This window comes from Amycolatopsis methanolica 239 (assembly GCF_000739085.1).
Lineage (GTDB): Bacteria > Actinomycetota > Actinomycetes > Mycobacteriales > Pseudonocardiaceae > Amycolatopsis_E > Amycolatopsis_E methanolica.
Genome location: NZ_CP009110.1, coordinates 5,841,391 through 5,867,346 on the forward strand (window position 1 = coordinate 5,841,391; position 25,956 = coordinate 5,867,346).

Here is a 25,956-nt window from a genome sequence, read left to right on the forward strand (position 1 = left end):
TCGTCATCGAGGAGTACACCGACGTGGACGCCGCCTTCGCACACAACGACCGCGGAGCGGCCCTGCTCGAGCGCGGCGGCGAGTGCGCGGACATGGTGGAAGCCGAGATCTACGGCGACATCACCGACGAGCTGTGGGACTGGGTGGCGGCGAACCCGGTGTTCACCGCCTACCCCGAGGTCTTTGCTCAGCCGGACTGACGCGCCAGCCGCAGCCGCCGGTGGGCGGCCATCCGCACCGGCGCGTTGGCGGCCCCGTAGCCGCGGTAGCCGCCGATGCGCTGGACCACCTCGAAGAACACCCGCGAACCCAGCACCTCGGTGTAGAAGTGCAGGAACTCGCCGTGCTCGTCGCGGTCGTAGAGCACCGAGTACTCGCGCAGGGCGGCGAGCAGGTCCGGCGGCGGGGCCAGCCGGGCGTCCAGGTCGTCGTAGTAATTGGCCGGGATCTCCAGCAGCGGCGCGCCGGCCGCATGCATCGCCTTGGCCGTGGCCAGCACGTCGTCGCTGGTGAAGGCGATGTGCTGCGGGTCGGGCACGCCCGGCGCCCACTCGCCGCGGCGCAGCAGCGCCACGTTCAGCGCGATCCGCACCCTGTTGGCCGGGTTGGTGACCGCCCGGCTGCGGATCAGGCCGAAGGGCGCGGCGAACTCGGTCGGCATCTCCGGCTGCAGCCCGAGCACCGTGCGATAGAACAACGCGGCCTCGTCGAAGTTGTCGAACGGCTGGCTCAGCGACACGTGGTCGGTGCCCAGCAACCCGGCGCCCGCGGCGGAGGAACCAGTCGGCGTGAAGTCCGACAGCCAGCCGTCGCGGCAGAAGAACACCGCCGTGCCGTCTGGGGCGGCCACCGCGGACAGGTCCGCTTCACCGGCGCGGTGCTCGCGGGGCAGCACCGGCGCATGGAACGACTCCGCCCGCTCCGCCGAGCGCGCCGGGTCCGCGCTCTCCACGCCCAGCGCGCTGATCTCGGTGGGCCCGCCGGTCGCGTTCAGCAGCACCCGCGCCTCGCCCTGGGTCCACAGCTGCACCGGCTTCGACCGGTGCTGCCCGGTGTGCGCGAAGCCCATCGCGGTCAGCGCCGCGGCCAGCTGCGGGACGGTGGACTCGTCAACGGCCAGCTCGGTGAACGCGTGCCCGGTCAGTTCCGGCGCGGCGATCGCCGGTTCCCCGAGCGACTCCTCCAGCCCGAGCAGCGACCGCATCGCGTCGACCGCCGCGCGCCCCGGGTCGGCCTGCCGGAACACGTCGTTGAAGACCTCCAGCGACAGCGGCCCGGAGTAGCCGGTGGCGAGCACGTGCCCGACGAACGCGGTCAGGTCGAAGGCGCCCTGCCCGGGGAACAACCGGTGGTGCCTGCTCCACTGCAGGACGTCCATGTGCAGCCGGGGCGCGTCGGCCAGCTGCAGGAAGAAGATCTTCTCGCCCGGAATGGTCCGGATCAGCGCGAGGTCGCTGCCGCGGGAGAGCACGTGGAAGCTGTCCAGGCACAGGCCGACCGCCGGGTGGTCGGCGCGCCGCACGATCCGCCACGAGTGGTCGTAGGTGTCGACGAACCGCCCCCACGCCAGCGCCTCGTATGCGATGCGCATACCGCGCTGAGCAGCTCGTACACCGAGTGTATGCAATTGTTCGGCGGCCAGATCGTCGTCGTCGACGGCGTCCGGCGACACCGAGGAGCACACCAGCATCGTGTCGGCGCCGAGCTGCTCCATCACGTCGAACTTGCGCTCGGCGCGGCGCAGGTTCGCCTCGAACACCGGCGGCGGCACCGCCTCGAAGTCCCGGAACGGCTGGTACAGGTCCACCGACAACCCGAGGTCGTCACAACGGCGGCGGACCTCGGCCGGCGACAGCGGCGAGACGATCAGGTCGTTCTCGAAGATCTCGACGCCGTCGAAGCCGGCGGCCGCCGCCGCGGTCAGCTTGTCTTCGAGCGTGCCGGACAGGCACACGGTCGCGATCCCTCGCCTCACGGCCGGGACTCCTCTCGCACGGGCCGGTGTTGGTCGAACCAGTCGGTGAGTCCTACGGTGCGCATATGCCGACCGAAAGCGCCGAACGCCTGCGCGACGCCGAGCGCACCCGCGCCGAGATCCTCGACGTGGCGACCCGCGAGTTCGCCGACCAGGGCTACGCCGGGGCGCGGGTCAACGAGATCGCCGCGAAGACCCGCACCACCAAGCGAATGCTCTACTACTACTTCGGCAGCAAGGAAGGCCTCTACATCGCGGTGCTCGAACGCGCCTACTCCGGCATCCGCGCCCGCGAGCAGGAGCTCGACGTCGACCACCTCGACCCGGTCGAGGCGCTCCGGCAGCTGGCCGAGCTGACCTTCGACCACCACGAGTCGCACCCGGACTTCATCCGGCTGGTCAGCATCGAGAACATCCACAACGCCGAGCACATCGGACGTTCCGAGGTGCTCTCGACGCTCGCCAACCCCGCGCTGGACGTGCTGACCCGCATCCTGGAACGCGGCCGGGCCGCCGGCGCGTTCCGGGAGGACGTCGACGCGCTGGACGTGCACATGATGATCAGCGCGTTCTGCATCTTCCGCACCGCCAACCGGCACACGTTCAACGCCATCTTCAAGCGCGACATGCTCGCCCCCGACCGGCGCGAGCACTACCGCAAGATGCTCGGCGACCTGCTGGTCGAGTACCTGACCGCGCACTGAGCGTTTCGCCCCCTTCTCCGGGTTGACAAGCCTCGTCCGGCTAACTCACCATCTGGTACGTAACCAGACGGTACATTAACCCGGTCCGCAACGGAGCGACAGGAGCGTGGAAGTGGTCGAGCACGGAAAGCCCCGCAAGGCAGCGGTGGCCGCCTGGGTCGGAAGCGCGCTGGAGTACTACGACTTCTTCATCTACGGCACGGCCGCCGCACTTGTCTTCGGCAAGATCTTCTTCCCCAGCTCGGACCCGGCGGCAGGCACGCTGCTGGCGCTGGCCACGTTCGGGGTCGGTTACGTCGCCCGCCCGATCGGCGCGTTCATCCTGGGCCACGTCGGCGACCGGTTCGGCCGCAAGAAGGTCCTGGTCTTCACCGTGCTGCTGATGGGCGCCTCGACGTTCCTGGTCGGCTGCCTACCGACGTACGAGCAGGTCGGCGTGCTCGCCCCGGTGCTGCTGGTGGCCCTGCGCCTGCTGCAGGGACTGTCCGCGGCCGGTGAGCAGGCCGGGGCGAACTCGATGTCGCTCGAACACGCGCCGGAGAACCGCCGCTCGTACTACACGAGCTGGACCCTGTCCGGCACGCAGGCCGGGCAGATCCTGGCGACCGCGGTGTTCCTGCCGGTCGCCGCGATGCCGACCGCCGCGCTGCAGAGCTGGGGCTGGCGGATGCCGTTCTGGGCCAGCGCGCTGGTCGTCGTCGCCGCGTTCGTCATCCGGCGCAAGCTGGACGAAACGCCGGTCTTCGAGCGTGAGGTGGCCGGCAAGGAGCGGGCGAAGCTGCCGGTCGCAGTGCTGTTCCGGGACCACTGGGCCGACGTCCTGCGGGTCGTGTTCGCGGCCGTGATCGCCGCGGTCAGCACGATCTTCACCGTCTACGCGCTGTCCTACGCGGTCAACTCCGCCGGCCTGGCGCGCACCCCGATGCTGTGGGTCGGCGTGCTCGCCAACGTCGTGGCGCTCGGCGCGATCCCGCTGTGGGCGATGCTGGCCGACAAGGTCGGGCGCAAGCCGGTGTTCGTCGGCGGGTCGCTGGGCTGCGGGGTGCTGATCTTCGCCTACCTGGGCGCGATCGCGTCGGGCAACTACGTGCTCGTGTTCGTCGTGGGCATCCTGATGTTCGGCGTCGTCTACAGCGCGACGAACGCGGTGTGGCCGGCGTTCTACGGCGAGATGTTCCCGGCGCGGGTGCGGCTGTCCGGCATGGCGATCGGCACGCAGATCGGGTTCGCGATCGCCGGGTTCACGCCGACCATCGCCGCCGCCATCGCCGGTGACAAGAGCGCGAACTGGGTCGGCGTCGCGATCTTCACCGCGGGCCTGTGCCTGGTGAACGTGATCGCGGTGCTGACCGGACGGGACAACTACCGGGTCCCGACCGCCGACCTGGGCCGCAAGGACGCCGGCGGCGGACGGGTACCGGTGGCCTCCCCGGGCGGGGCGACCGCCTAGCGGTTGCGGGCGGCGTCGGCGGAGCGGCTCGGGAAGCCTGCGCGGTGCGGGCCGCCGCCGTCGACCGGCAGGACCGCGCCCGACACCCAGCGGGCGCGGTCACTGGCCAGGAACAACGCCGCGTAGGCGATGTCCCACCCGGTGCCTTCCGTCTGCAGCGCCACGCCCTTCGCCCGCACCTCGCGCATCTCTTGGGGCAGGTCGCGCGCCGCCATCGAGGACCAGATCGCCCCGACCCGCACGCAGTTGACCCGGATCCCCCGCGGTCCGAGCGTCGAGGCGGCGCCCTGCGTGAAGTGCTCCACCCCGGCCTTGCCGATGCCGTACACCGTGCCGGGCCCGGCCGCGGTGACCGCCGCGGACGAGATGTTGACGACCGCCCCGCCGCCGGTCATCGCTTCCGCCGCGTGCCGCGTCATCATCCACGTGGTCTTGAGGTTGAGCGCGATCAGCTCGTCCCAGCGTTCCGGCGTGACGTCGAAGACCCCGGCGCGATCACCGGACGCGGCGCTGTTGACCAGCGTGTCCACGCCGCCGAACTCCTCGGCGGTGGCGGCGACGGCGTGCTCGCAGTCCTCGTCCCGGGTCAGGTCGGCCTGGATGAAGATCGCCTCGCCGCCGTCGGCCTCGATGTCGGCCACCGTCCGCTTGCCCGCGGCCGGGTCGCGGTCCAGCACCGCGACGCGGGCGCCCTGCGCGGCGAACAGGCGGCTCACCGCGTAGCCGACGCCGCCCGCCGAACCGGACAGCCCGCCGCCGCTGACGATCACGCGGCGGCTGGCCATCCACAGTGGACCGGCCGAGGCCAGTGGGTCACCGGTCATCGTCGTCTCCCGGGTACGTCAGGTCGATCACCTGCTCGGGCACGCCGAGCGACTGATGCAGGATGCCGCGCATGATCGGCTCCGGCGCCAGGCAGTCCGCGCAGGCGGCCGGATCGGCCACCGAAATCCGCACCGCCACCCGGCCGCCCTCCTCGGCGACGTCGAGCGCGTAGCCATCCGCGGCGAGCGTCGTGCGCATCGCCGCCAGGCCGGTCTGGTCGATCATGCCGTTCCCTCCACCGCCACCGCCTTGCCGGACCATTCGCCGAACACCCGCACCACCATCGACATCGCCGCGTTGCGGGAACCCGCCACGACCACCGGGACGTGCCGCGGCGAAGGCAGGAACCGCTGGAACTCGTCGTCGCCGTCGGTGGACCCGGACGCGCCCCGTACCTGCTTCTCACCCGCGCTCTTGCCGGCACGCCGCAGATCCCGGCCGGCGCGGCCGACGTGTTCGATCATCCACGCCTGCACGTCCTGTTTGGACATCCCGTTCTTGGCGAGCAGTTGGGCGTGTTCCGGCCCGAGCACCAGCCCGTAGGAGGCCTCGCGGAAGATCAGCGCGCCGGTGCGGGACATCGTGTCGGCCAGGTCCCACAGCACCTGCTCGTGGTCCTGCGTGTGCCGGTTGTCGACGTACTCGACCGTGCGCAGCAGCATCGCCGTGACCGCGCTGCCCCCGTCCGCGAGCCCCGCCGACACCGACAGCGGCTCCCACGGGCTTTCCTCTTCGTTCTCGCCGAAGCAGATCTGCCACCGGCCGGGTAGCCCCTGGGTCGCCTGTTCGAGGACGTGCGGGTGGATGCCGAAGGCGTTGCGCACCATCAGTCCGATCGCGCGCGGCACTGTCGCGTTCGGACGGAAACCGGGCCCGAACACGCCGCCGGTGCTGTTGAAGCCGAGCTCCTGGCGCACCGGCCCGTTGACGACGAGCATCGGCGACGGGCCGCTGGTGCTCTGCCAGCCACCGCCGCGGGCCGCGCGGTCCAGCATCAGCGCGTCCCACGCGGCCAGCACGACCGGGAAGTACTCGGGACGGCACCCGGCCATCGCCGCGCTGATCGCGGCCTGCTCGACGGTGCACTCGCGGTCCAGCTGCTCGACGCGGCCGATCACCTCGTCCGGGGCACGCGCGGTCCGCGCGAGGAACTGGTCGACCAGCGGGCGCGACGCGGGCACCACCGGCAGCCCGTCGGTCCAGCCCTGCTCGTAGCAGTGCTCGATCGCCTCCTGGGCGACGACGGGATCGGGTGCGGTCACGACGCCACCGAGGTCAGGATCGCGACGACGTCGTCGAGCGCCTCCTCGGCGCGCTTGCGGACCTCGTCCGGCCCGAGCACCGCCACCGGGTGCGGCGTGACGACGTAGTGGTAGCCGGTCGCGTCACGCATCCCGGCCATCGCGTCAGCGGTCACGATGAACGCGTCGCTGCAGATGACCGCCGCCGGGATGCCGTGGCGCTCGAACGCGATCCCGTCCGCGACCGCCGAGGCGCTGCACGAGCCGCAGTCGCCGACGCCGGTGATCACCGCGTCGCAGGTCCGGGCCAGCTCCGCCAGCTGCTCCTCGGGGATCGGCATGGCGAACGCGGTCTTGGTGCGGGCGACCACCCCGGCCGCGCCGTGCCGCTCGACGAGCAGCCTGCCCAGTTCGGCGAGGAACGGCGCCGCGTTCTTCTTGGTGTTCTCCAGCAGCCCGATCGTCGCGCCGGCCAGCTTGAGCCGGTTCGGCGTGAGCACCGCGGCGCCCTGCGCGACGGCGCGCCGCCCGCCCGTCGGATCGAGTATGGCCTCAACCATCGGTTCGACTCCTTGTCTTCCGTGGGGCGGTGACCCCGCTTGCCGGTTCCGCGGCCGTGATCGGTAATGGCCTGACGCGTCACCGGAAGAAGGGACCTCCGCCTTGCCAGCCGATCTCCGCGGCAGCGCCGTGATCAACGCCCGCATCGACCGCCTCCCCGGCTGGGGACTGCCGAAGGCCGCGTTCGCGATCCTCGGCATCGCGTACTTCGTCGACATCTATGACGTGTCGATCGTCGGCTACTCGCTGCCCGTGCTGAAAGAGCACTTCCACCTGACGGCAACCCAGGTGACGGTCATGCTGACCGGCAATCTCGTGGCGACCGCGCTCGGCGCGATCCTGTTCGGGTTCCTGGGCGACATCCTGGGCAGGCAACGGTCGTTCTTCCTCGGCCTCGGTGCCTTGACGGTGACCGCGCTGCTGACGGCGGTCGCCTGGGACACCCCGTCGCTGCTGGTGTTCCGCGTGTTGTCCGGGTTCGCCACCGGCGGTGGGATCGCCGTGGTGACCGCGCTGGTGCAGGAGTTCTCCCCGGCCGAGCGGCGTGGGAAGTACCTCGCCTACAACGTTTTCTGGTCCGGGGTCGCCGCGGTGGCCGCCGCGTTCCTGTCGACGGCGCTGGTGCCGGTGGAGAACGTCGGGTGGCGGATCCTGTTCGGCGTCGGGGCGGTCGCGCTGGTGCTGATGTTCTTCACCCGGGAGCCGATCATCCCGGAGTCGCCGCGCTGGCTGGCCACCCGCGGACGGCTGGACGAGGCCGACCGCATCACGACCGCACTGGAGCGCCGGATGACGGCGGCCGGGCACGCGCTGCCCGCGGTCCCGGACGTGCCGCCGGACACCGCGAGCGAGAGGTTCCCGCTGCGCCTGCTGTTCCGCCCGCCCTACCTGCAGCGGCTGCTGGTGGTGATCGGGTTCTGGTTCGGGGTGCAGTGGTCGGTGCGCGCGACGATCACGTTCCAGCCGACGATCCTCACCGAGTTCGGGCTGTCCCTGTCGAGCGGGACGATGCTGCTGGCGATCGGGACGCTGGCCGGGGTCGCGACCTACTGCGTCATGCCGTTCGTGATCGACCGGGTGGAGCGCAAGAAGCTGATCGTGCTGGGCCTGGCGCTGGCGACGCTGAGCCCGCTGCTGGTCACGGTCACCTCCGGCCACCCGGCCGCTGTCGTGCTCGGGTCGGTGCTGACGCAGGTCGCGGGGCCGATCCTGTTCGTGCCCGGCTTCTCCTACGCGGCGGAGGTGTTCCCCACGCACGCCCGCGCGAGCGGTGGTTCGCTGGCCGGCGGGCTGGGCCAGACCGGCGGCGTGCTGCAGTCGGTGGTGCTGGTGGCGGTCGCCGCGGCGGGCCCGCACGTGTCGATGCTGGTGCTCGCCGCCGGGTACGTGTTCGCCGCACTGATCATCTTCTACCTGGCCATCCCGACGACGGGCCGTTCCCTGACGGCGATCAGCGGCGGGCGGGACTCGGCGGAGCAGGTGCGGGCATGATCGGGGCGTGCGCCTGGAGACCGACCGGCTGATCCTGCGACCCCTCACGCCCGCCGACGCGGACCTCGTGGCGGACCTGGACGGCGACCCCGAGGTGATGCGTTACCTGGGTGAGGCCGCCGCCAGCGACGTGGCCGGGCGGGAGGGGTACTTCGCCGCGGTCGAGAAGGCGGGCGGCGAGTTCACCGGCTGGTTCGAGTTCCGCCCGCGCGGCGGCGGCGAGGTGGAACTCGGCTACCGGCTGCGGCGGCGGTCGAGGGCGGGGTCGAGCGGGTCGTGGCGTTCACCATGGCCGTGAACACCGGGTCGCGGCGAGTGATGGAGAAGTCCGGCTTGCGGTACGTGCGAACGTTCCACGAAGACTGGCCGGACCCGCTTCCGGGGGCCGAACACGGTGACGTCGAGTACGCTCTGGCCAAGGACGATTGGATACGACAGCACGGACTGCCATGACGACCGATCGCAATGTTCTGGGCGGCGAACTCGAGCCCTGCGGCACCGATCCGATGACGGGTTTCTACCGGGACGGGTGCTGCACCACCGGTGACGACGACCTCGGCAGTCACACGGTGTGCACCGTGGTGACCAAGGAGTTCCTGGAGTACCAGCGCGGGGTCGGCAACGACCTGTCCACGCCGCGCCCGGAGTACGGCTTCCCCGGGTTGCAGCCCGGTGACCGCTGGTGCGTGGTGGCCGCGCGGTGGCTGCAGGCGTTCGAGGCGGGGGTGGCCGCGCCGGTGGTGCTGGCGTCGACGCACGAGCGGGCGCTGGACGTCGTGCCGTTGGAGGCGCTGCAGCGGCACGCGGTGGACGTGCCGGCGGACCCTAGTTCGCTGACCTGACGGAACGCCGCACGAGCACAGCGGTCAGGGCGATCGACCCGAGCACGGCGGGCACCTCCAGCAGGAGGGAGTGCCGGTCGGCGAAGTCCGGCTCGATGAGGTCGCTGGTCAGGATCAGCACCGCGGTCCCGACGGGCACGCGGTCGCCCGGGTCGGTGCGGATGGTCAGGGTGCCGCTGCCGCAGGCGAGGGTGTGCACGAAGCCGTAGTGGTGGTAGCGGGCGCCGGTCTCGATCATGACGCGGTCGGTGACCGTGCACGTTTCGGCCTGGCCGAAGGCGCGGAGCGCGAGCCCGCGGCCGGCGACGGTCAGTGCGGCGAAGAGGAGTGCCGCGCTGATCAGGCCGGCGACGAGGGCCCACCACCGGCCGTTCGCGCGGCGGGCGGTGCCAAGGGCGAAGGCCGCGCCGCCGGCGAGTGCGAGCGCGATCGCGGCGAGGGTGCTGTGTGGTGGGAGGACGAAGAGGGCGGCCCCAAGGACGATCGCGGCGAGCCCGGCGGGCGCGACGTGGCGGCCGGTGCGGATGCCCAGCCTGTCCGTGATGTCGAGGACCATCGGCTGACTCTAGCCACATGTGGCGCGAAAACGGAGACCACATAAAGTGACCGCGTGCGTGGCGAGGGCTACTACGACCTGCTCGGGGTGGACCGGCGTGCCTCGACGTCGGAGATCAAGTCCGCGTACCGGCAGCGGGCGCGCACCGCGCACCCGGACGCCGGTGGTTCGCCCGACGAGTTCCAGGCGTTGCGGCAGGCCTACGAGGTGCTGGTCGATCCGTTGCAGCGCGCGGCCTATGACCGGGCACTGGACCGCGCGGCCGCGACCGCGTCGCCGGTGCGTGCGCGGCGGCCGGGGCGGAAGCTGGGTGAGGACCCGAGTTTCACGGCCGAGTTGCCGGTGCTTGACCCGGATGCGCTGGAGTGGTGGGACGCGGCCCGGGAGAAGGCGCGGACCGCGGACCGGGCCGCGCCTGGGCACGCTCCGGCGGCTTTGTTGCTGGCGTGGTTGCTGCTGGTGGTGCTGCCGATCATGGCGGGCGCGCTGGCTGTCGCGGTGTGGCTGGTGCTGGCGTCGGCGGTGGCGATCTGGCTGGTGCGGCAGCACCGGGAGATGGCGCGGGCCGAGCGCGCGGTGGATGACGAGTTCGGTGGCACGGTCGTGTTCGGCGCGCCCGGTGCGGAGCCGGACCAGTGGGGCGAGCGGTTGACGGCGGAGCTGCTGGAGCGGTACCTGACCCGGTTGCCGGGGGCGCGGATCTTCCACGGGCTGGCTTGGCCGGGTTCGGTGTTCGCCGACATCGATCACGCTGTGCTGGCGGGGCGGCGGCTGGTGTTGATCGAGTCGAAGACGTGGTTGCCCGGGCACTACGCGGCTGACGAGTACGGCGATCTGTGGCGGGACAACCGTCGTTTCCGCGGCGGGGCGACGCAGCTGCCAGAGGCCCTCGACGCGTTCCGCACGTTGTTGCCGGGCGCGGAGATCCGGGGCGCGTTGATCGTGTACCCGAGCCGGACGGGCGAGATCACCACCGACGAGGACTTCGACGTGCCCGCGCCGCCGATGACGCCGGACCAGTTCGTGCAGGTGATCGGCGACTGGCTGGCCGCCGAGCCGGCGCGCGTGGACGTGCGGCTGCTGCGCAAGGTGCGCGCACAGGTCGTCTAGGCCACGAGGTACGGCTCGAAGCAGTAGACGGCCGTGCGGTTGGGCCGCTCCGCGACGAACGTCCCCTTGGACGGGATCGTGCGCACGAGCCCACGATCGCGCAGGACTTTCGTCGCGTGGCGGCAGGTACCGAGCGAGACACCGTACTGCCGGGCCAGTGTCTGTTCGGCCGGAAGCGGCGTGTTGACCGCGAGCTCCCCCGTCTCGATGCGACGGGCCAGGTCGTCGGCGACGAGGTTGTAGAGGTAGGCGGGGCCAGTGGCGGGAAGTTCTCTATTCACCCCTCCACGGTAGCATAGAAAAGACAAAAAGTCGGCTCATCGGGACCGTTGGTAGGCTGCGTCGCTGTGACGATGGAGGAGGCACTGGACGCCCGGCTACGCGCACTGGCAACGCGTGTCCGACGACTGCGACGGGACCGGGACCTGAGCCAGGCCGACCTCGCGGACCGGGCCGGGGTGTCCCGCTCGGTGATCGCCGAACTGGAACGTTCGAGACTCGCGCAAGGCTCCCCACGCCCAACGCGCAACATCACGCTCGACACACTGTTCCGCCTGGCCGAGGCAATGGGAGTACACCCAGCCGAACTGCTGGACGACCGGGACCGGTGAGGACGAACGGACGAACCCAAAAAACCGGCGGCCGGCAACGCAACGGAACCGACTACCCCAACCAGACCTCGCCCGCCCCCGATCCACAGCCGATCTTCAGTCGCCGACCAGGCGACTAAAACACGATCAGACATCGGGGGCGGGGGTGGTCGTAACGTGACCTTTCCAGCGCCGTGAGGCGCTTTCCGCGCGACAGCGCGGGTTTAAAGCTCAAAAGAGTCCTCGCCGGACGGGCAGGCGACGGGATGACCACCCAGCGACCTTTGGTTCGAAAGCCCCGGCGCTTTCGCGCCTCAGTATCCGCGTACCGCGTTCACTTGCACGCGCAGTACCTGCGGATACGCCTTCGAGAACGCCTCCGGGCTGCCGCTGATCGACTCCATCGCCTCCCGGTATTTGGCCATGTACGCGGGGGTCTCGTGGGCCGGGGGTTGCGTGTCGGCCGGGTGAGCCAGGCCGCGGAACACCACGATGTCCCCGCCCTGCTCGTTGCTGTTGAAGTGGAGCGCCACCTGCGGCCGGTCCTGGATGTGGGACAGCCGTTTGGCGTGCGCGGCGTTGTAGATCAGGAACCCGCCGTCGTCCCACACGAACCACACCGGGTTCGGCTGCGGGGTGCCGTCGGCGCCGGTTGTCGTGAACCAGACGACCCGCTCGTGCTCGAGCCGTTCGCGTACCCGCTGCCCGAAGGGTCTGGACGGGTCGGGAAGAACGCCATCTGCCATACCGCCCAGCGTAGTGGCCGGGCTCACTTCCGCGGCAACTCCGCGGACCGCCCGTGATAGTCATTCGGGGATCGAGCGCCGGAAAGGATCATCGATGCGTCTGCTGCTGCTGTCCAACTCGACCGCGCCCGGACGCGGCTATCTCGAGCACGCGACCGACGCGCTGGGCGAAGTGCTCCAGGACGTGCGTCGCCTGGTGTTCGTCCCGTTCGCGCTGGCCGACCACGACGGTTACACGGCCACGGTCGCCAAGGCGCTCGCCCCGTTCGGCGTCGAGGTCGCCGGCGCCCACCAGGATGATCCGATCAGGTTGCTCAACTCCGCGCAGGCCGTGTTCACCGGGGGCGGCAACACGTTCCGGCTCCTGCGCGAGCTCTACCGCCGCGAGCTGCTCGCCCCGATCCGCGACCGCGTGGCGCACGGCACCGTCTACATCGGATCGAGCGCGGGCACGAACGTCGCCTGCCCCACCATCCGCACCACCAACGACATGCCGATCGTGCAGCCGCCCGCGTTCGACGCGGCCGGGTTCGTGCCGTTCCAGATCAACCCGCACTACCTCGACCCCGACCCGGGCTCCACCCACATGGGCGAGACCCGCGAGGAGCGCATCGAGCAGTTCCTCGAGGAGAACGACGTTCCCGTGCTGGGGCTGCGCGAGGGCACCTGGTTGCGCCGCGAGGACCGGAGCCTCACCCTGGGTGGCGACGAAAGCGGCGCCCGCCTGTTCCGCCGCGGTTCCGAGCCGGCCGAGTTGCGGCCGGGCGCGGACCTCGGCGACCTACTGGCGAGCGAAATCGCCTGAACCCGCGAAAAATTGATCAAGCATTTTCCGGCACGCGCGGCGGGACGCCTCGAATCAAGGCCGGTCCACGTCATTTCCACACGTTTCCGACAGCGGTGAACCACGCCCGTCAATAAAGGTTCAACGGAGTTTCAGCAGCCGAGACAACCGTTTGCTACATTCGGATGATGATGCTTCGTGGCCGCTCCGACCCGGGCCTACCATGGTGCGACTGCGAGCGACGGGATGCGATCATGACCACGCACATCGATTTTCGCCCCGCCGACAGCCGCTTCGGCTGCCTCGTTCCCCACGAGCAGACCCCCGTCGACGAGGAATGGTGTTTCGACGCGCAGGGCCATCCGCTTTGCGGGCAATGCGCCCGCGACGAGCAGATCATTCACGAACCGTGGACGGGCCCACCGGAGGCGCACCGCGCCGAATGGGATTTGGTGCACGACCTGTCGTATTTCCTCCTTTGACCTACCGCGCTCCGCGAACTGCGCCAGGTGGGCTAACCTGAGCAACGCCAATGGCGTCGAGGTCAGCTTGTGCGGGAGGTGAGCGCGATCGCGGACACCACGGCCCACCCCACCGTGAGCAGGCGGCGCGAGGTCAGCCACACGAGCGCGCGGTCGGTCCTGATGACCGTGCTCGGCGAGTTCGTGCTGCCCCGCGACCGCCCGGTGTGGACCTCCACCCTCGTCGACGTCCTCGGCATGTTCGGCGTCGAGGAGAAATCGGCCCGCCAGGCCCTGGCCCGCACCGCGGCCGAGGGCTGGCTGGTGTCGCAGCGGCAGGGCCGGCGCGTGCGCTGGTCGCTGACCGCGCCGGGACGGCGGCTGCTGACCGAGGGCGCCGAGCGCATCTACGGCTTCGGCCGCGCGGACACGCCGTGGGACGGCACGTGGCTGATGCTGCTGGTGTCGGTGCCCGAGACGAAGCGGGACCTGCGGCATAGCCTCCGCACGCGGCTGACCTGGGCCGGGTTCGGGTCGCCGACGCCCGGCGTGTGGATCTGCCCCGACCCGAGCCGCCAGGACGAGGCGAACTCCATCGTGCGTGAGCTGGGCCTGGACGCGGAGGCGATGTCGTTCGTCGCGTCGTACGGCCGGATCGGCGACGAGGACGCGATGGTCGCGCGGGCCTGGGACCTGACGGCGCTGGAAGAGCGCTACGAGGACTTCGTCGACGAGTTCGCCGCGCTGGCGCCCGAGTCGGGCGAGGAAGTGCTGTACGCGCAGACCCGCCTGGTGCACGAGTGGCGCCGCTTCCCGTTCCTCGACCCGCGCCTGCCGGGCCGCCTGCTGCCCGACGGCTGGAGCGGCGCCAAGGCCGCGGAGCTGTTCCACCGCAGGCACGTGGAATGGCGGCCGGTCGCGCAGCGCCACTGGGACACGCTGGTGAGCGAGGAGGAAGCGGCCTAGTCCGGCAGGTTCCCGTCCCCGCCGAGGTTCGCGACCATCCGCCGCAGGATGTTGATCGTGGTCACGAAGTCGCCACGGTCCACCCCCTCGTGCGTCCGCGCGTGGACGCGCGCGTTGCGGTCGCGGGCCCGCAGGCGGCCGGCCTCGCCCGCTTCGGTGAGTGTCAGGCCGTCCCGCTCGAGCATCCAGCCCCGCGCGACGAGGTCGTCGAAGACCGCGTCGAAGTCGATGCCCAGGTCGTCGTAGCGGGCGAGGCGCCGGACGAGCGCCTCGCGGGTCCACTCCCCCGGCTTGCCCGCGACGTGGTTCAGCGTCCACCAGTGCGGCTGGGTGAGGCTTTCGACTGCGAGCGCCTCGCGCAGCGCACCGACGACCAACCGGTACGCCTCGCCGCTCCACGCCCCGATGGGCTGGGCGGCCACTTCTTCGTCGCTGTACTCCTTGATCACGAGCCGACGGTAGAACCTCCAGCAGACTGGAGGTCAACTACAGCTCCCAGACCCCGGACTCCGGCTGCGTGAGCCGGATCGCCGTGCGCCGCACCGCTTCGGCGGCCCGGTCCTCGTCCACGTCGCCCGGCACGAACACCAAGGCGACGCTGCCCGCGGCGCCGTGCGCGAGCCGGACGGGCGCGGCCATCTCGGTGAGCCCGGCGTGGATCTCGCCGACCGTGCGGACGTACCCGGTCTGCCGCGCCCAGCTGACCTCAGGACGCTCGTCCGGATGTGCGGGACCCGTGGACTGAATCGCCAGGCCGCACGCCCCGCGATCCAGCGGCGCCCGCGTCCACGGCTGGTAGGCGACGGCGGCGCGACGGCGATCCGGTTCGACGGTCACCACGGAGACGACCTGACCACCTCGTGACACCGCGAAGAACGCCGTCGCGCCCACCGTGTCGGCCAGCTCGCCGAGCACCTCACGCAGGCGGGCCTGGGCATCGCCGGGGACGGTCGGCGACAGCACGCGCAGCCCGAGCCCCAGCGTGTAGCGGCCTTCCGCGGTGCGCCGCGCCAGCTGGCTCTCCTCCAGCGTGCGCTGGATCCGGTAGACGATCGAGCGGTGCAACCCGGCGGCGTCGGCGATCTGGTGGCTCGTGCGCGGCTGGCCATCGGCGAGGACATCCAGCACGTCGAGCGCCCGATCCAGCGTCTGCGCGCGAACGCCCGGCTTGGTCTCCACCGCGCTCCCCTTCGTTGCCCGCGTCACTCTACACGCGAGGCTGCTCGCATATCGAGCTCAGAACACCGATCAACGCTCGATATCAGAGCTGCCTGGGGAGGCTTCGTCGTGCCCGAGACGTCGCTCGATGAGCACCCGGCCGTCGACCCGGCGCACTTCCGCCGCACCATGGGGGGTTCACCAGCGGCGTCACGGTGGTCACCACGGTCGACGGCGAGCACGTGCACGGCATGACCGCCAACGGCTTCCTGTCGGTCTCGTTGGAGCCGCCGCTGGTCCTGGTGTCGCTCGGGCGCCGGTCGCGCATGGCCGGCCTGCTGCGCCGCACCGGGCGGTACGCGGTCAGCGTGCTCGCCGGCGACCAGCAGGACCATTCGCGGCACTTCGCCGGGCAGCCGGTGCCCGGGCTGCGCCCGGAGTTCCACCACCACGACGGGTTCGCCTTCCTGGACGGCCCGCTCAGCCACATCGGCTGCGACGTCGCCGAGGTGCACCCGGCCGGGGACCACCTGCTGTTCCCCGGCCGCGTGACCCGTCTGTCCTATTCGGACGCCGAGCCGCTGCTCTTCTTCACCGGTTCCTATCGCGCACTGCACTGAACGAGGCTAGTTCTCAATGGCGGGAATCGGCATCGTCGGCGCCGGGATCGCCGGCCTGCACCTGGGCCTGCAACTACGGCAGCACGACGTCCCAGTCACCATCTACAGCGGCCGGACCGCGGAGCAACTGGCGGGCGGCCGCCTGCCGAACAGCGTCGCGCACCACCACACGACGGTCGCGCACGAGCGGTTGCTCGGCATCGACCACTGGGATGCCGAGGAGTACTTCTACTTCGGCCACCACCACTACATCGGGCTGCCGGACCCGTTGTCGTTCCCCGGTTCCTTCACCGCGCCGTCGCGGGCGCTGGACTACCGCATCTACCTGCCACGGATCCTGGCGGACTTCACCGTCCGCGGCGGCGACTTCCAGGTGCGGCCAGTTGATCCCGCGGATGTGGCGGAGCTGTCCGACCGCCACGACCTCGTCATCGTGGCCTTCGGACGCGGCAGCCTGAGCGCGATGTTCCCGCGCCGGGCGGACAAGTCGACCTTCGACAGCCCGCTGCGCAAGCTGTGCGTGGGGCTCTACGAGGGCATCGCGCACTCCGAGCCGCGCGGCGTCACGATGAGCATTTCGCCGGGCAGCGGCGAGCTGCTGGAGATCCCGATCTTCTCCTTCGCCGGTCACGTCACCGCGCCGCTGTTCGAGAACATCCCCGGCGGCGACACCGAGGTGCTGGCCGAGACGCGCTACGACGACGGCCCGTCCGCGTTCGAGAAGCTGGTGCTGGAGAAGACGCGGCGGCACCACCCGCGCACGTTCGAGCGGATCGCCCCGGCGAAGTTCCGGCTCACCGGGCCGCAGGACCTGCTGCAGGGTGGGGTACTGCCGTCGGTGCGGGAGGACTACACACGGCTGCCCAACGGCAAGTACGTCGTCGCGCTCGGCGACGCGCACACACTGGTCGACCCGGTGGTCGGCCAGGGCGCGAACGGCGCGTCGTACTCGGCGTGGGAGCTGGGCCGGACCATCCTGGAGGACCAGACCTTCGACGAGCGGTTCGCGCCCCGCACCTGCTGCAGCTGCTCGGCGCGATGTCGGCGAGCCAGGCGGAGGCGGACACCTTCACCGACAACTTCAGCCACCCGGACCGCCAGTGGGACATCCTCGCGTCGCCCGAACGGGTGCGGAAGTTCCTGGCTGGGCACGGGATGGCGGAGTGAACTGTCGGTGGCAGGCCGTAAGGTTCCCGGCGTGATGGATTACCTGAGCATCCCGACCGCGGCCGGCACGTTCGACGCGATCGCGGCCGGGCCCGCCGACGGCAGGCCGGTGCTGCTGCTGCACGGCTTCCCGGAGGCGGCGATCTCCTGGGAGTACCAGGTCGCGGTGCTGGGCGACCGTGGGTTCCGCGCGGTGGCGCCGGACCAGCGCGGCTACTCGCCGGGGGTGCGCCCGGAGCAGGCGGCCGAGTACGGCATGGACGAGCTGGTCGGGGACGTGCTGGCGATCGCCGACGCCCTGGAGTGGTCGCGGTTCGACCTGGTGGGGCACGACTGGGGCGGCGCCGTCGCGTGGTGGACGGCGTCGGAGCACCCGGAGCGGCTGCGGACCCTGACGGCGGTGTCGACGCCGCACCCCGGGGCGCTGGGCCAGGCCCTGCGCACGGACGAGGACCAGCAGATGCGGTCGCAGTACATGCGCGACTGGCGGTCCGGTTCCACCGAACGGCAGATGCTCGCGAACAACGCCGAGGCCCTGCGGCGCATGTTCGAGTGGAAGGTGCCCCAGAGCCGGGTCGACGAGTACATCCGGCGGCTGTCCGAGCCGGGCGCGCTGACCGCGGCGCTCAACTGGTACCGCGCGAACCGCCCGCGGGCCGCCATCGACAAGGTTTCCGTGCCGACGCTCTACGTGTGGAGCACGGAGGACGTCGCCCTCGGCTCGACGGCGGCACTGGACACCGAGAACTGGGTGACCGGGCCGTACACGTTCCAGATGCTGGAGGACGTCACCCACTGGATCCCGGAGGAGGTTCCGGAGGTGCTGACAGCGATGATGCTGGAGCACCTGAACGCCTTCTGACGCCATCGCGGCGCCGTGCCTGTTCACGGCGCCGCGCGTCGGTCTCCGGTCAGGAGCGCGAGAACTCGGCGCTCACCGCGTTCGGGCCGTCGTACTCGCGGTCCGGCAGCTGGCGCAGGTGGTCCAGCACGCCCTCCGGCGCGCCCTGGCTCTGCGCGTGGTCGACCAACTTGTCCCGCGTGCACGGGTAGTCGACGCCGGACAGGAACTTCTGCATCTGGATCGGGTCCGGGGCAGCCATGTCCTGCTCCTTCCTGTTGTCTCTCGTTCACCCGGGGGCTATCCACCAATCGGGCCGCCACTCGTCCCGTTTCGCGGATCGACCGGACGGGAAGCCCGTCACCATGCGCGCGACCATCCTGAACTGCACGGTGAAGCCCTCGCCGGAACCGTCGAACACCGACGCGCTGGCCGAGCTGGTGGCTGCAGGCCTGCGCGAACTCGGCGCCGACGTGCGGACCATCCGGCTGGTCGACCACGACATCAAGTCGGGTGTCAGCAGCGACATGGGCGACGGCGACGAGTGGCCCGGCATCCGCGAGGAGATCGTGAACTCCGAGATCCTCATCATGGCGTCACCCACGTGGGTCGGGCACCCCTCGTCGGTCGCGCAGCGGGCGATCGAACGCATGGACGCGATGCTGTCCGAGACGGGCGACGACGGTACACCGGTTGCATACAACCGCGTGGCGGGCGTGGTCGTGACCGGCAACGAGGACGGCGCGCACCACGTGATCAGCGAAAACAACGGCGCGCTCGGCGACATCGGCTTCAGGATTCCCGGGCAGGCCTGGGTCAACTGGAACATGGGCCCAGGGCCGGGCCCGAGCTACAGCGACACCGACCACGGGCACCAGTACGTCCACCAAGTGGCGGGCCTGATGGCGAAGAACCTCTACGCGCTGGCCGCCGCACTGCGCGACCGCCCGATCCCAGCAGAAATCTCCCGCGGCGAAGACTGACGCCGCCGCCCTTGCGCAACCGCCCAATCTCAGCAAAGTCTCGCGCGGCGAAAACCGGCACCGTCGACCAGCCGGGCGAGCACGGCCCGGCCCCGCTGCCCGGTCGCGCCGCCACGTCACACCACGAGCACCGCGCCCCCACGCTCACACGATCGCCAACCCCAGCAGCAATCTCCGCAGCGAAAACTGACGCCGCCGACCGGCTGCGCCCAGCCCCCTGGCCCGGTCGCCTCGACCTGCACCTGCTGCGCGGCTGCTCGACCCCTCACCCCCATGCTCATCCCGTTCCACACGGCGAACCCGCCCGGCCAAACCCACCCGGGTGGCAATCCGTCGCTGACGCCCCCGGAATTGTCGTACCCCCTCGCTAGTGTTCGCGGTGTCCGGAAGGGGGCGGAGATGCGAGCGGTTGTGGTGGACGGCCCGGGCGGGCCGGAAGTGTTGCGGGTGCGGGAAGTTCCGGTGCCCGAGGTGCGGGACGGCTGGACCCTGGTGCGCGTCGAGGCGTTCGGGCTGAACCGGTCGGAGTTGATGACCCGCCAGGGTCTGTCGCCGAACGTGCGGTTCCCCCGGGTGCTGGGCATCGAGTGCGTCGGCGTGGTCGTGGAGTCCGCGCGCCTCCCGCCGGGCGCCAAGGTGGCCGCTGTGATGGGCGAGATGGGCCGGGAGTTCGACGGCGGGTACGCGGAGTACGCGCTGCTGCCGGACGACCTGCTGATCCCGGTGCAGACCGACCTGCCGTCGGAGGTCTTCGCCGCGCTGCCGGAGACTTACCTGACCGCGTCGGGGTCGCTGGCGGCGTTCGGGCCGGCGTCGCCGGGGCAGAGCCTGCTGATCCGCGGCGGGACGTCGTCGGTGGGGATGGCGACGCTGTCGCTGGCGCGGGAGCGGGGGCTGGTGACCATCGCGACGACGCGCAACCGGGACAAGGTGGCGGCGCTGGAAAAGGCGGGCGCGTCGCACGTGGTGGTGGACCGCGGGGACATCGGCGCCGACGTCCGCACCCTGTTCCCGGACGGCCCGGACTTCGTGCTGGACCTGATCGGAGCGCCGACGGTGCCGGGCTCGCTGCGGCTGGTCAAGCGCGGCGGCACGGTGTGCGTGGCGGGCATGCTGAGCGGCGAGTGGGTGATCCCGGACTTCCAGCCGGTGGCGGCGATCCCGTCCGGCACGAAGCTGACGGCGTTCCAGAGCAACGACATCCGGGGCGCGTCCGGCGGCGAAGCGCTGCAGGCGATCGTCGACGGTGTGGCGAACGGCGTGTACCAGCCGAACCTCGACCGGGTGTTCCGGCTGGAGCAGATCGTCCAGGCGCACGCCTACATGGAGGCCAACCAGGCCGCCGGAAAGGTGGTGGTCCGGAACGACTGACGCCGGCCTCCGACAGAGCGGCTCTGTTACCTCCTCCGGTCGCCACCCGTCATACCGGTGCCGACCACAAACCGTGGTGGTCGAACGAGAACGAGGTGGAACAGGATGCTGACGAACATCATGTACGTGACGGTCTACGTGACCGACCAGGACCGCGCGCTGGAGTTCTACACGGAGTAGCTGGGCCTGGAGCGGGGCGTCGACTACCCGGGCCCGGATGGGCGCTTCCTCACCGTGGGGGTGCCCGGCACCCCGGTCAAGATCATCCTGTGGTCGCACCCCGCGGCCGCCGGACAACCGGTCGCCCCGGGCGGCGCGCCCGGTCCGGTCGTCCTCGAATCGGACGATCTGCGGAAGGACTTCGAGGTGCTCCGCTGTCGCGGCGTGACGTTCGACGAACCCGAGCCGCAGGACTACCCGTTCGGTGTCCGGATCGAGGCGGTGGATCCGGACGGCAACCGGGTCTCCCTGCGCGAGCAGCGGCCTTGGAACGGCTGAGAAACGATGACCGACGACGACCGGACGAACCCGGTGACCGAGGCGTTCGAGGCCCAGCGCGACCGGCTGCGCGCGATCGCCTACCGCGTGCTCGGCTCCCACGCCGACGCCGAGGGCGTGGGCCAGGAGGCCTGGTTGCGGCTGTCCCGCCAGGACGCCGAAACCATCGCGAACCTGGCGGGCTGGCTGACCACGGTCGTCGGCCGCCTCAGCCTGGATCTCCTGCACGCGCGTCGAACCGAAACGCACCACGGCGAGCTGCCGGAGCTCGTGGTGACGGCCGCCGACGACGCCGCGCCCGAGGACGACGTGGCGCTCGCCGACTCGGTCGGGCTCGCGCTCCTCGTCGTACTTGAGTCGCTCCGGCCGGGTGAGCGGTTGGCGTTCGTCCTGCACGACCTGTTCGCGGTGCCGTTCGACGAGATCGCCGGATCCTCGGCAAGTCGACCGCCGCCACCAAGATGCTCGCCAGCCGCGCGCGCCGGAAGGTGCGGGCCAGCGGTCAGCCGCCGGCCGCGGGCCGGGAGCAACGGGAGGTAGTCGCGACGTTCCAGGCCGCCGCCCATCGCGGCGACTTCGAGGGGTTGCTGCGGGTGCTCGATCCCGACGTCAAGCTCACCGCCGACACACCCGACGGCACGGTCGTCGTCCTCGGCGCCACCAAGGTCGCCGCCGGCGCCCGGCTGTCCGCGGCCGCGCGGGGACGGTCGATGCTCGTCAATGGCCGTCCCGGCTTCGTCGCCTGGAGCGAGGACGGTGCCCCGCTCTCGGTCATCGCGTTCACCGTCGTCGACGGCCGGATCGTGGACATCACGGTCGTCACCGACCCGGTCAAGCTCGGGGCGGTGAACCTACCAGATCCGGTTTGAGTCAACGCGACCGCATGGCCCGGTACCACCGGGGCGAAGTGTTCACGGGAGGCTTCAACGACGCACGCACCACCAGGACGTTCGGCTCGTCGCTGCGCACGAATTCGCCGAGCAGCCGCCGGAATGCGCGGCCGAAGCCCTCCACCCGGCCGGCGTCCACGCCGAAGGACCGGGCCAGGCCGACGAAATCCGGCGTGTGCAGGTTTACGCCGCGGTGCGGCAGGCCCTCCCGGTCCTGGTCGAACCGGAGCATGCCGTAGCCGCCGTCGTCGACGATGATCACCGTCACCGGCAGCGACTCCTGCGCCAGTGTCGCCAGATCGCCGCACCCGTAAAGGAAACCGCCGTCGCCGCTGACGCACACCACCCGGCCCGCCCCGCTGGCCGCCGCGCCCAGCGCGGCCGGGAAGCCGAACCCGAGCGTGCCCCAGCCCATCGGGTACGCGAACCGGTGCGGCGCCCGCACGCGGTGGAAACCGCCCGCCCAGTAACCGGCGATGCACATGTCCGCCACCAGCATGGCGCGCTCGGGCAGCGTTTCTTCCAGTGTGCGCAGGAAATCCGCGGCCTGCGGCTCCTCGCTGCGGATACGGCGGCGCACCTGCTCGGAGATCCGCTGCAGCCGCTCGGTCAGCTCGGCCAGCCCGGGCCGCGCCGGCAACCCCTGCAGCAGTTCGGGCACCACGTCCCGCGCGTCGCCGGCCAGGGTGATGTCGGGCGGGTAGTTCTTGGCCGCGTCCTTGGGATCGACGTTGATCACGATGAGCTTCGGCGGCTTGGGCATGAGCCAGTTCTGCGTCATCAGCCCGTCGAAGTCGGTGCCGATGCCGAGCACCACGTCGGCCTCGTCCCACAGCGCGCCCACCTCCGGCGCGTGCACGGGGTTCGGCGCGGCACACGGGTGCGCGGGCGGCAGCAGACCGCGCGCGGCGAACGTCGTGATCACCGGCGCGGCCAGCTTCTCCGCCAGCTGCCCGATCACCTCGCCCGCCCCGGCCCTGGCCGCGCCACCGCCCGCCCAGATCAGCGGCCTCGACGCCATCGCCAACATGCGCCGCGCCGCGTCGAGATCCGCCACCGCCAGCGCCGGGAACGCCTCGGTCGGTTCCGGGTCCGGACCACGGAAACCGTTGTGCCGCAAGAAATCCGTGGGAACACCGACGTACACCGGGCCGCTCTGCGGCCGCACCGCCAGCCGGGCGGCGCGCAGAACCGTGGGCGCGAGGTCCTCGGGCGTCTCGACGGTGAACGCCGCCTTCGTCACCGGCGCGAACAACGCGGCCTGGTCGCTGGTCTCGTGCAGGACGCCGCGCACCGTGCCCGGCCGCCGCAGTCCCGCCGGGATGTCGGTGGCGATCACCAGCACCGGCGTGCCGGACGCCATCGCCTCACCGACCGCGGCGATCGTGTTCGCCGCGCCCGGTCCGGTCGTCACGATCGCGACGCCGAGCTTGCCGGTCGCCCGCGCGTACCCGTCCGCCGCGTACCCGGCGGTCTGTTCGTGCCGGACGCCGATCAGCCGGAGCGGGCTGTCCGCGAGCGCTTCCCAGATCGGCAGGTTGTGCACGCCCGGGAGGCCGAACGCGACCTCGGCCCCGAGCTCGAGCAGCGCGTCCACGAGGTGCTGGGCGCCGGTCTTCGTCACGCCGTCAGAGTATGGCACCCCGTCACCACTGCGGGGGGACGACCTCGTGCCGGGGCGGCGGCCCCGGCGGTGTGCCGTCGCCGAAGGGCCGTCCGCCCAGGTCGGCGCGCCCGTGCGGCTGCGCCCACCCGGAAAGGTCCGGACCACCCGGCACAATCCGCGACGGGTTGACCTGCTCGTGCACCTGGTAGTAGTGCCGCTTGATGTGGTCGAAGTCCACGGTGTCGCCGAAACCGGGCGTCTGGAACAGATCCCGCGCGTACGCCCACAAGACCGGCATCTCGGTCAGTTTGTTCCGGTTGCACTTGAAGTGCCCGTGGTAGACCGCGTCGAACCGGACGAGCGTGGTGAACAGCCGGATGTCGGCCTCGGTGATCGTGTCCCCGACCAGGTACCGCTGGCCCGCCAGGCGCTCGGACAGCTCGTCGAGCCGCGCGAACAACCGCCGGTACGCGTCGTCGTAGGCGGACTGCTTCGTCGCGAACCCCGCCTCGTACACCGCGGCGTTGACGTCGCGGTGCACCGCGCGGTTGATCTCGTCGATCTCGTCGCGCAACGCCTCGGGGTACAGGTCCGGCGCGCCGTCGCGGTAGTGGGCGCCCCACTGCGTGTCCAGGTCGAGGGTGATCTGCGGGTAGTCGTTGGTGACCAGCTTGCCGCTGGGGATGTCGACGATCGCGGGCACGCTGATGCCGCCGTCGTAGTCCGGGTCGGCCGCGCGGTAGGCCTCGCCGAGGAACTCGATGCCCAGCACGGGATCCCGCCCGCCGGGGTCGAGTGTGAACCGCCAGCTCCGCTCGTCCTGGATCGGGTCGGCGATCGCGACTGACAGCGCTTCCTCCAGCCCCATCAGCCTGCGCACGATGAGCGCGCGGCTGGCCCACGGGCACGCGCGGCTGACGACGAGCCGGTACCGGCCCGCCTCGGCAGGCCAGCCATCCGCTCCGTCGGCCGTGATCCGCGCCGTGAAGCGGTTCGGCGCTCGCTTGAACTCGCCGGTTTCCGGATCCGTCGGGATGGTCATTCCCTCAGCGTAGATTGTGTTCCGGGCCGTAGCAGTACGCGTAGACTCAATGACCCTGGGCACACCAGCGCCCTCGACGGAAGGTGGTCACCGATGCCGTTGATGCCCTTCACCGACTCGATGTTCCTGCTGGTGGAAAGTCGCGAGCACCCGATGCACGTCGGCGGCCTGCAGCTGTTCCAGACCCCCGAGGGCGCCGACCACACCTGGCTGCGCAGCCTGCGTGAGGACCTGGTCAAGAACACCGACGTGCGCCGGCTGTTCCGGCAGCGCGTTGCCCGCCCCGTGAACACGCTCGGTTACGCCGCATGGGCCCGCGACGAAGATCTCGATCTTGACTACCACTTCCGGCATTCCGCGCTGCCGTACCCGGGCCGGGTGCGGGAACTGCTGGAGCTGACGTCACGCTGGCACAGCACGCTGCTCGACCGGCACCGTCCGCTCTGGGAGATCCACCTGGTCGAAGGCCTGCAGGACGGCCGGTTCGCCATGTACAGCAAGGTGCACCACGCGCTGATGGACGGCGTTTCGGCGTTGCGGCACCTGCAGGGCACGCTGTCCGACGACCCGGACGATCGCAGCTGCCCGCCGCCGTGGGGCTCGCGTCAGGTGTCGCGCGGCAAGCCGCCACGTAACGCACGGTCACTGCTGCGCGTGGGCACGAGTTCGCTGAAGCAGATCGCCGGAATGGCGCCGGCAGCGGCGAAGGTGGCGCGGGAAGCGTTCCGCGAGCACACGCTGCTGCTGCCGATGCAGGCCCCGAAGACGATCTTCAACGTGCCGATCGGCGGCGCGCGCCGGTTCGCCGCGCAGTCCTGGCCGCTCGGGCGGGTGCGTGCGATCGCGACCGCCACCGGGACCTCCCGCAACGACGTGGTGCTCGCGATGTGCTCGGGCGCGTTGCGGGACTACCTCATCGAGCAGCGCGCGTTGCCGGACGCGCCGCTGGTCGCGATGGTGCCGGTGTCGATGCGCAAGCCGACCGACACCGGGGAGGCCGCCGGCAACCAGATCGGCGCGGTGCTGTGCAACCTCGGGACCGATAAGCCGGATCCGGCGTCCCGGCTGATGACGATCCACCAGTCGATGCGCGAGGCGAAGCGGATCTTCAAGGAGCTGACGCCGTTGCAGGCGCTGCTGCTGTCGGGTATCAACGTGGCGCCACTGGGCATCTCGCCGGTGCCCGGGTTCGTGAACAACACACGCCCGCCGTTCAACCTGGTGATCTCGAACGTGCCGGGGCCGCGCAAGCAGATGTACTGGAACGGCGCGAAGCTGGACGGCATCTACCCGGCGTCGGTGCTGCTGGACGGGCAGGCGCTCAACATCACGCTGACCAACAACGGGGACAACCTGGACTTCGGGATCACGGGGTGCCGCCGGTCGGTGCCGCACCTGCAGCGGATCCTGACGCACCTGGACACAGCGCTGGAGGAACTGGAGTTCGCCGCGCGCTGACACGGGCGGGGGCCGACGCG

Annotated in this window: 30 protein-coding genes and 3 pseudogenes; 20 read left to right on the forward strand and 13 right to left on the reverse strand. The window is 71.0% G+C overall.

Annotated elements, in window-relative coordinates:
• Positions 1–23 precede the first annotated feature (23 nt).
• The gene (locus AMETH_RS39430) at positions 24–200 is read left to right on the forward strand and encodes a hypothetical protein (protein ID WP_017984602.1); all 177 of its coding nucleotides are present in this window, start codon (positions 24–26) and stop codon (positions 198–200) included.
• Here AMETH_RS39430 and AMETH_RS28420 read toward each other — a convergent pair.
• Positions 188–1,975, reverse strand: coding sequence for a bifunctional sugar phosphate isomerase/epimerase/4-hydroxyphenylpyruvate dioxygenase family protein (locus AMETH_RS28420; RefSeq protein WP_026153451.1), 1,788 nt, complete (start codon positions 1,973–1,975; stop codon positions 188–190). The two genes, AMETH_RS39430 and AMETH_RS28420, sit on opposite strands and share 13 nt — an antisense overlap.
• A 65-nt stretch (positions 1,976–2,040) precedes the next feature.
• Here AMETH_RS28420 and AMETH_RS28425 point away from each other — a divergent pair, with 65 nt between their 5' ends.
• Both AMETH_RS28425 and AMETH_RS28430 read left to right on the forward strand, forming a co-directional pair.
• The gene (locus AMETH_RS28425; RefSeq protein WP_017984604.1) at positions 2,041–2,679 is read left to right on the forward strand and encodes a TetR/AcrR family transcriptional regulator; all 639 of its coding nucleotides are present in this window, start codon (positions 2,041–2,043) and stop codon (positions 2,677–2,679) included.
• A 112-nt stretch (positions 2,680–2,791) separates the two neighbouring features.
• Positions 2,792–4,129, forward strand: coding sequence for an MFS transporter (locus tag AMETH_RS28430; protein WP_017984605.1), 1,338 nt, complete (start codon positions 2,792–2,794; stop codon positions 4,127–4,129).
• On the opposite strand, the gene AMETH_RS28435 is transcribed toward AMETH_RS28430, so the two are convergent.
• Genes AMETH_RS28435 through AMETH_RS28450 form a run of 4 tightly spaced genes read right to left on the reverse strand, consistent with a single transcriptional unit; the run spans position 4,126 to position 6,755 of the window.
• A complete protein-coding gene (locus tag AMETH_RS28435) occupies positions 4,126–4,953 on the reverse strand; it encodes an SDR family NAD(P)-dependent oxidoreductase (RefSeq protein WP_017984606.1) in 828 nt (275 codons plus the stop codon). The two genes, AMETH_RS28430 and AMETH_RS28435, sit on opposite strands and share 4 nt — an antisense overlap.
• Positions 4,943–5,179, reverse strand: coding sequence for an ADP-ribosylation factor GTPase-activating family protein (locus AMETH_RS28440; protein WP_017984607.1), 237 nt, complete (start codon positions 5,177–5,179; stop codon positions 4,943–4,945). The genes AMETH_RS28435 and AMETH_RS28440 overlap by 11 nt, the downstream gene beginning before the upstream one ends.
• The gene (locus AMETH_RS28445; protein ID WP_017984608.1) at positions 5,176–6,216 is read right to left on the reverse strand and encodes a hypothetical protein; all 1,041 of its coding nucleotides are present in this window, start codon (positions 6,214–6,216) and stop codon (positions 5,176–5,178) included. Before AMETH_RS28445 ends, AMETH_RS28440 begins: the two co-directional genes overlap by 4 nt.
• Positions 6,213–6,755: a UGSC family (seleno)protein gene (locus tag AMETH_RS28450; RefSeq protein ID WP_017984609.1), complete on the reverse strand. Its 543-nt coding sequence runs from the start codon at positions 6,753–6,755 to the stop codon at positions 6,213–6,215. The genes AMETH_RS28445 and AMETH_RS28450 overlap by 4 nt, the downstream gene beginning before the upstream one ends.
• Positions 6,756–6,858: 103 nt before the next feature.
• Between AMETH_RS28450 and AMETH_RS28455 the strand changes: the two genes are divergently transcribed.
• The 3 genes and pseudogenes from AMETH_RS28455 to AMETH_RS28465 all read left to right on the forward strand — a co-directional run bounded on the left by AMETH_RS28455 (position 6,859) and on the right by AMETH_RS28465 (position 9,089).
• A complete protein-coding gene (locus AMETH_RS28455; RefSeq protein ID WP_017984610.1) occupies positions 6,859–8,247 on the forward strand; it encodes an MFS transporter in 1,389 nt (462 codons plus the stop codon).
• Positions 8,248–8,254: 7 nt separating this feature from the next.
• Positions 8,255–8,700: pseudogene (locus AMETH_RS28460) on the forward strand (GNAT family N-acetyltransferase).
• Positions 8,697–9,089: a DUF2237 family protein gene (locus AMETH_RS28465; RefSeq protein ID WP_017984611.1), complete on the forward strand. Its 393-nt coding sequence runs from the start codon at positions 8,697–8,699 to the stop codon at positions 9,087–9,089. Before AMETH_RS28460 ends, AMETH_RS28465 begins: the two are co-directional and overlap by 4 nt.
• On the opposite strand, the gene AMETH_RS28470 is transcribed toward AMETH_RS28465, so the two are convergent.
• Positions 9,073–9,645: a hypothetical protein gene (locus AMETH_RS28470; RefSeq protein WP_017984612.1), complete on the reverse strand. Its 573-nt coding sequence runs from the start codon at positions 9,643–9,645 to the stop codon at positions 9,073–9,075. The genes AMETH_RS28465 and AMETH_RS28470 overlap by 17 nt on opposite strands.
• A 54-nt stretch (positions 9,646–9,699) precedes the next feature.
• Between AMETH_RS28470 and AMETH_RS28475 the strand changes: the two genes are divergently transcribed.
• The gene (locus tag AMETH_RS28475) at positions 9,700–10,755 is read left to right on the forward strand and encodes a J domain-containing protein (RefSeq protein WP_017984613.1); all 1,056 of its coding nucleotides are present in this window, start codon (positions 9,700–9,702) and stop codon (positions 10,753–10,755) included.
• Here the strand turns inward: AMETH_RS28475 and AMETH_RS28480 are convergent.
• Complete coding sequence (locus AMETH_RS28480; protein ID WP_017984614.1) at positions 10,752–11,036, reverse strand: GntR family transcriptional regulator; 285 nt, start codon at positions 11,034–11,036, stop codon at positions 10,752–10,754. The two genes, AMETH_RS28475 and AMETH_RS28480, sit on opposite strands and share 4 nt — an antisense overlap.
• Positions 11,037–11,108: 72 nt before the next feature.
• On the opposite strand from AMETH_RS28480, the gene AMETH_RS37420 reads away from it, so the two are divergent.
• Positions 11,109–11,366, forward strand: coding sequence for a helix-turn-helix domain-containing protein (locus AMETH_RS37420; RefSeq protein WP_027934250.1), 258 nt, complete (start codon positions 11,109–11,111; stop codon positions 11,364–11,366).
• 293 nt (positions 11,367–11,659) lie between these two features.
• Here AMETH_RS37420 and AMETH_RS28485 read toward each other — a convergent pair whose 3' ends face one another.
• The gene (locus tag AMETH_RS28485; protein WP_017984615.1) at positions 11,660–12,091 is read right to left on the reverse strand and encodes a TIGR03667 family PPOX class F420-dependent oxidoreductase; all 432 of its coding nucleotides are present in this window, start codon (positions 12,089–12,091) and stop codon (positions 11,660–11,662) included.
• A gap of 94 nt (positions 12,092–12,185) precedes the next feature.
• On the opposite strand from AMETH_RS28485, the gene pepE reads away from it, so the two are divergent.
• The 3 genes from pepE (at position 12,186) to AMETH_RS28500 (ending at position 14,302) form a co-directional block, all read left to right on the forward strand.
• Positions 12,186–12,896 (forward strand): dipeptidase PepE, encoded by a 711-nt coding sequence (pepE, locus tag AMETH_RS28490; protein ID WP_017984616.1) that lies wholly within the window; start codon positions 12,186–12,188, stop codon positions 12,894–12,896.
• A 233-nt stretch (positions 12,897–13,129) separates the two neighbouring features.
• A complete protein-coding gene (locus tag AMETH_RS28495) occupies positions 13,130–13,357 on the forward strand; it encodes a hypothetical protein (protein ID WP_038533525.1) in 228 nt (75 codons plus the stop codon).
• 114 nt (positions 13,358–13,471) lie between these two features.
• The gene (locus tag AMETH_RS28500) at positions 13,472–14,302 is read left to right on the forward strand and encodes a PaaX family transcriptional regulator (protein WP_267283499.1); all 831 of its coding nucleotides are present in this window, start codon (positions 13,472–13,474) and stop codon (positions 14,300–14,302) included.
• Here AMETH_RS28500 and AMETH_RS28505 read toward each other — a convergent pair.
• Both AMETH_RS28505 and AMETH_RS28510 read right to left on the reverse strand, forming a co-directional pair.
• On the reverse strand, positions 14,299–14,751 hold the full coding sequence (locus tag AMETH_RS28505) for a hypothetical protein (protein ID WP_017984619.1): 453 nt from the start codon (positions 14,749–14,751) through the stop codon (positions 14,299–14,301). The two genes, AMETH_RS28500 and AMETH_RS28505, sit on opposite strands and share 4 nt — an antisense overlap.
• 37 nt (positions 14,752–14,788) lie before the next feature.
• Complete coding sequence (locus AMETH_RS28510) at positions 14,789–15,481, reverse strand: IclR family transcriptional regulator (RefSeq protein ID WP_017984620.1); 693 nt, start codon at positions 15,479–15,481, stop codon at positions 14,789–14,791.
• 194 nt (positions 15,482–15,675) lie between these two features.
• On the opposite strand from AMETH_RS28510, the gene AMETH_RS28515 reads away from it, so the two are divergent.
• From AMETH_RS28515 to AMETH_RS28525, 3 genes and pseudogenes are all read left to right on the forward strand, one after another.
• Positions 15,676–16,080 (forward strand): flavin reductase family protein, encoded by a 405-nt coding sequence (locus AMETH_RS28515; protein WP_017984621.1) that lies wholly within the window; start codon positions 15,676–15,678, stop codon positions 16,078–16,080.
• A 463-nt stretch (positions 16,081–16,543) separates the two neighbouring features.
• Positions 16,544–16,792 (forward strand): annotated as a pseudogene (locus tag AMETH_RS41765) (styrene monooxygenase/indole monooxygenase family protein); the annotation flags it as partial.
• Between the two features lie 486 nt (positions 16,793–17,278).
• Positions 17,279–18,109 carry an alpha/beta fold hydrolase gene (locus tag AMETH_RS28525; RefSeq protein WP_026153453.1) on the forward strand — a complete coding sequence of 277 codons (831 nt, stop codon included), beginning with the start codon at positions 17,279–17,281 and terminating at the stop codon, positions 18,107–18,109.
• A gap of 49 nt (positions 18,110–18,158) precedes the next feature.
• Here AMETH_RS28525 and AMETH_RS28530 read toward each other — a convergent pair whose 3' ends face one another.
• A complete protein-coding gene (locus tag AMETH_RS28530) occupies positions 18,159–18,350 on the reverse strand; it encodes a DUF2795 domain-containing protein (protein ID WP_017984622.1) in 192 nt (63 codons plus the stop codon).
• 103 nt (positions 18,351–18,453) lie between these two features.
• On the opposite strand from AMETH_RS28530, the gene AMETH_RS28535 reads away from it, so the two are divergent.
• From AMETH_RS28535 to AMETH_RS28550, 5 genes and pseudogenes are all read left to right on the forward strand, one after another.
• Positions 18,454–19,071 (forward strand): flavodoxin family protein, encoded by a 618-nt coding sequence (locus AMETH_RS28535; protein ID WP_017984623.1) that lies wholly within the window; start codon positions 18,454–18,456, stop codon positions 19,069–19,071.
• Positions 19,072–19,470: 399 nt separating this feature from the next.
• Positions 19,471–20,442 carry a zinc-binding dehydrogenase gene (locus tag AMETH_RS28540; protein WP_038532463.1) on the forward strand — a complete coding sequence of 324 codons (972 nt, stop codon included), beginning with the start codon at positions 19,471–19,473 and terminating at the stop codon, positions 20,440–20,442.
• Between the two features lie 57 nt (positions 20,443–20,499).
• Entirely contained in the window at positions 20,500–20,622 is a 123-nt protein-coding gene (locus tag AMETH_RS41770; RefSeq protein ID WP_017984625.1) for a hypothetical protein, read from the forward strand.
• A 60-nt stretch (positions 20,623–20,682) separates the two neighbouring features.
• Positions 20,683–20,940 carry a VOC family protein gene (locus tag AMETH_RS28545; RefSeq protein ID WP_017984626.1) on the forward strand — a complete coding sequence of 86 codons (258 nt, stop codon included), beginning with the start codon at positions 20,683–20,685 and terminating at the stop codon, positions 20,938–20,940.
• Positions 20,941–20,946: 6 nt separating this feature from the next.
• Positions 20,947–21,809: pseudogene (locus tag AMETH_RS28550) on the forward strand (sigma factor).
• Position 21,810: 1 nt separating this feature from the next.
• On the opposite strand, the gene AMETH_RS28555 reads toward AMETH_RS28550, so the two are convergent.
• Together AMETH_RS28555 and AMETH_RS28560 are read right to left on the reverse strand one after the other, a co-directional pair.
• Complete coding sequence (locus AMETH_RS28555) at positions 21,811–23,454, reverse strand: thiamine pyrophosphate-binding protein (protein WP_017984627.1); 1,644 nt, start codon at positions 23,452–23,454, stop codon at positions 21,811–21,813.
• 22 nt (positions 23,455–23,476) lie between these two features.
• The gene (locus AMETH_RS28560; protein ID WP_017984628.1) at positions 23,477–24,478 is read right to left on the reverse strand and encodes a glutathione S-transferase family protein; all 1,002 of its coding nucleotides are present in this window, start codon (positions 24,476–24,478) and stop codon (positions 23,477–23,479) included.
• Positions 24,479–24,571: 93 nt separating this feature from the next.
• Here AMETH_RS28560 and AMETH_RS28565 point away from each other — a divergent pair, with 93 nt between their 5' ends.
• A complete protein-coding gene (locus tag AMETH_RS28565) occupies positions 24,572–25,936 on the forward strand; it encodes a WS/DGAT/MGAT family O-acyltransferase (protein WP_017984629.1) in 1,365 nt (454 codons plus the stop codon).
• The last annotated feature ends 20 nt before the right edge of the window (positions 25,937–25,956 follow it).

Bases quoted from the DNA above. Each gene is read 5' to 3' on its own strand.
- AMETH_RS28565 (WP_017984629.1), top strand. From the start codon at position 24,572: ATGCCGTTGATGCCCTTCACCGACTCGATGTTCCTGCTGGTGGAAAGT.
- AMETH_RS37420 (WP_027934250.1), top strand. From the start codon at position 11,109: ATGGAGGAGGCACTGGACGCCCGGCTACGCGCACTGGCAACGCGTGTC.
- AMETH_RS28435 (WP_017984606.1), bottom strand. From the start codon at position 4,953: ATGACCGGTGACCCACTGGCCTCGGCCGGTCCACTGTGGATGGCCAGC.
- AMETH_RS28530 (WP_017984622.1), bottom strand. From the start codon at position 18,350: ATGGCTGCCCCGGACCCGATCCAGATGCAGAAGTTCCTGTCCGGCGTC.
- pepE (WP_017984616.1), top strand. From the start codon at position 12,186: ATGCGTCTGCTGCTGCTGTCCAACTCGACCGCGCCCGGACGCGGCTAT.
- AMETH_RS28485 (WP_017984615.1), bottom strand. From the start codon at position 12,091: ATGGCAGATGGCGTTCTTCCCGACCCGTCCAGACCCTTCGGGCAGCGG.
- AMETH_RS28540 (WP_038532463.1), top strand. From the start codon at position 19,471: ATGCGAGCGGTTGTGGTGGACGGCCCGGGCGGGCCGGAAGTGTTGCGG.
- AMETH_RS28425 (WP_017984604.1), top strand. From the start codon at position 2,041: ATGCCGACCGAAAGCGCCGAACGCCTGCGCGACGCCGAGCGCACCCGC.
- AMETH_RS28560 (WP_017984628.1), bottom strand. From the start codon at position 24,478: ATGACCATCCCGACGGATCCGGAAACCGGCGAGTTCAAGCGAGCGCCG.
- AMETH_RS28535 (WP_017984623.1), top strand. From the start codon at position 18,454: ATGCGCGCGACCATCCTGAACTGCACGGTGAAGCCCTCGCCGGAACCG.
- AMETH_RS28470 (WP_017984612.1), bottom strand. From the start codon at position 9,645: ATGGTCCTCGACATCACGGACAGGCTGGGCATCCGCACCGGCCGCCAC.
- AMETH_RS28450 (WP_017984609.1), bottom strand. From the start codon at position 6,755: ATGGTTGAGGCCATACTCGATCCGACGGGCGGGCGGCGCGCCGTCGCG.
- AMETH_RS28440 (WP_017984607.1), bottom strand. From the start codon at position 5,179: ATGATCGACCAGACCGGCCTGGCGGCGATGCGCACGACGCTCGCCGCG.
- AMETH_RS28465 (WP_017984611.1), top strand. From the start codon at position 8,697: ATGACGACCGATCGCAATGTTCTGGGCGGCGAACTCGAGCCCTGCGGC.
- AMETH_RS28495 (WP_038533525.1), top strand. From the start codon at position 13,130: ATGACCACGCACATCGATTTTCGCCCCGCCGACAGCCGCTTCGGCTGC.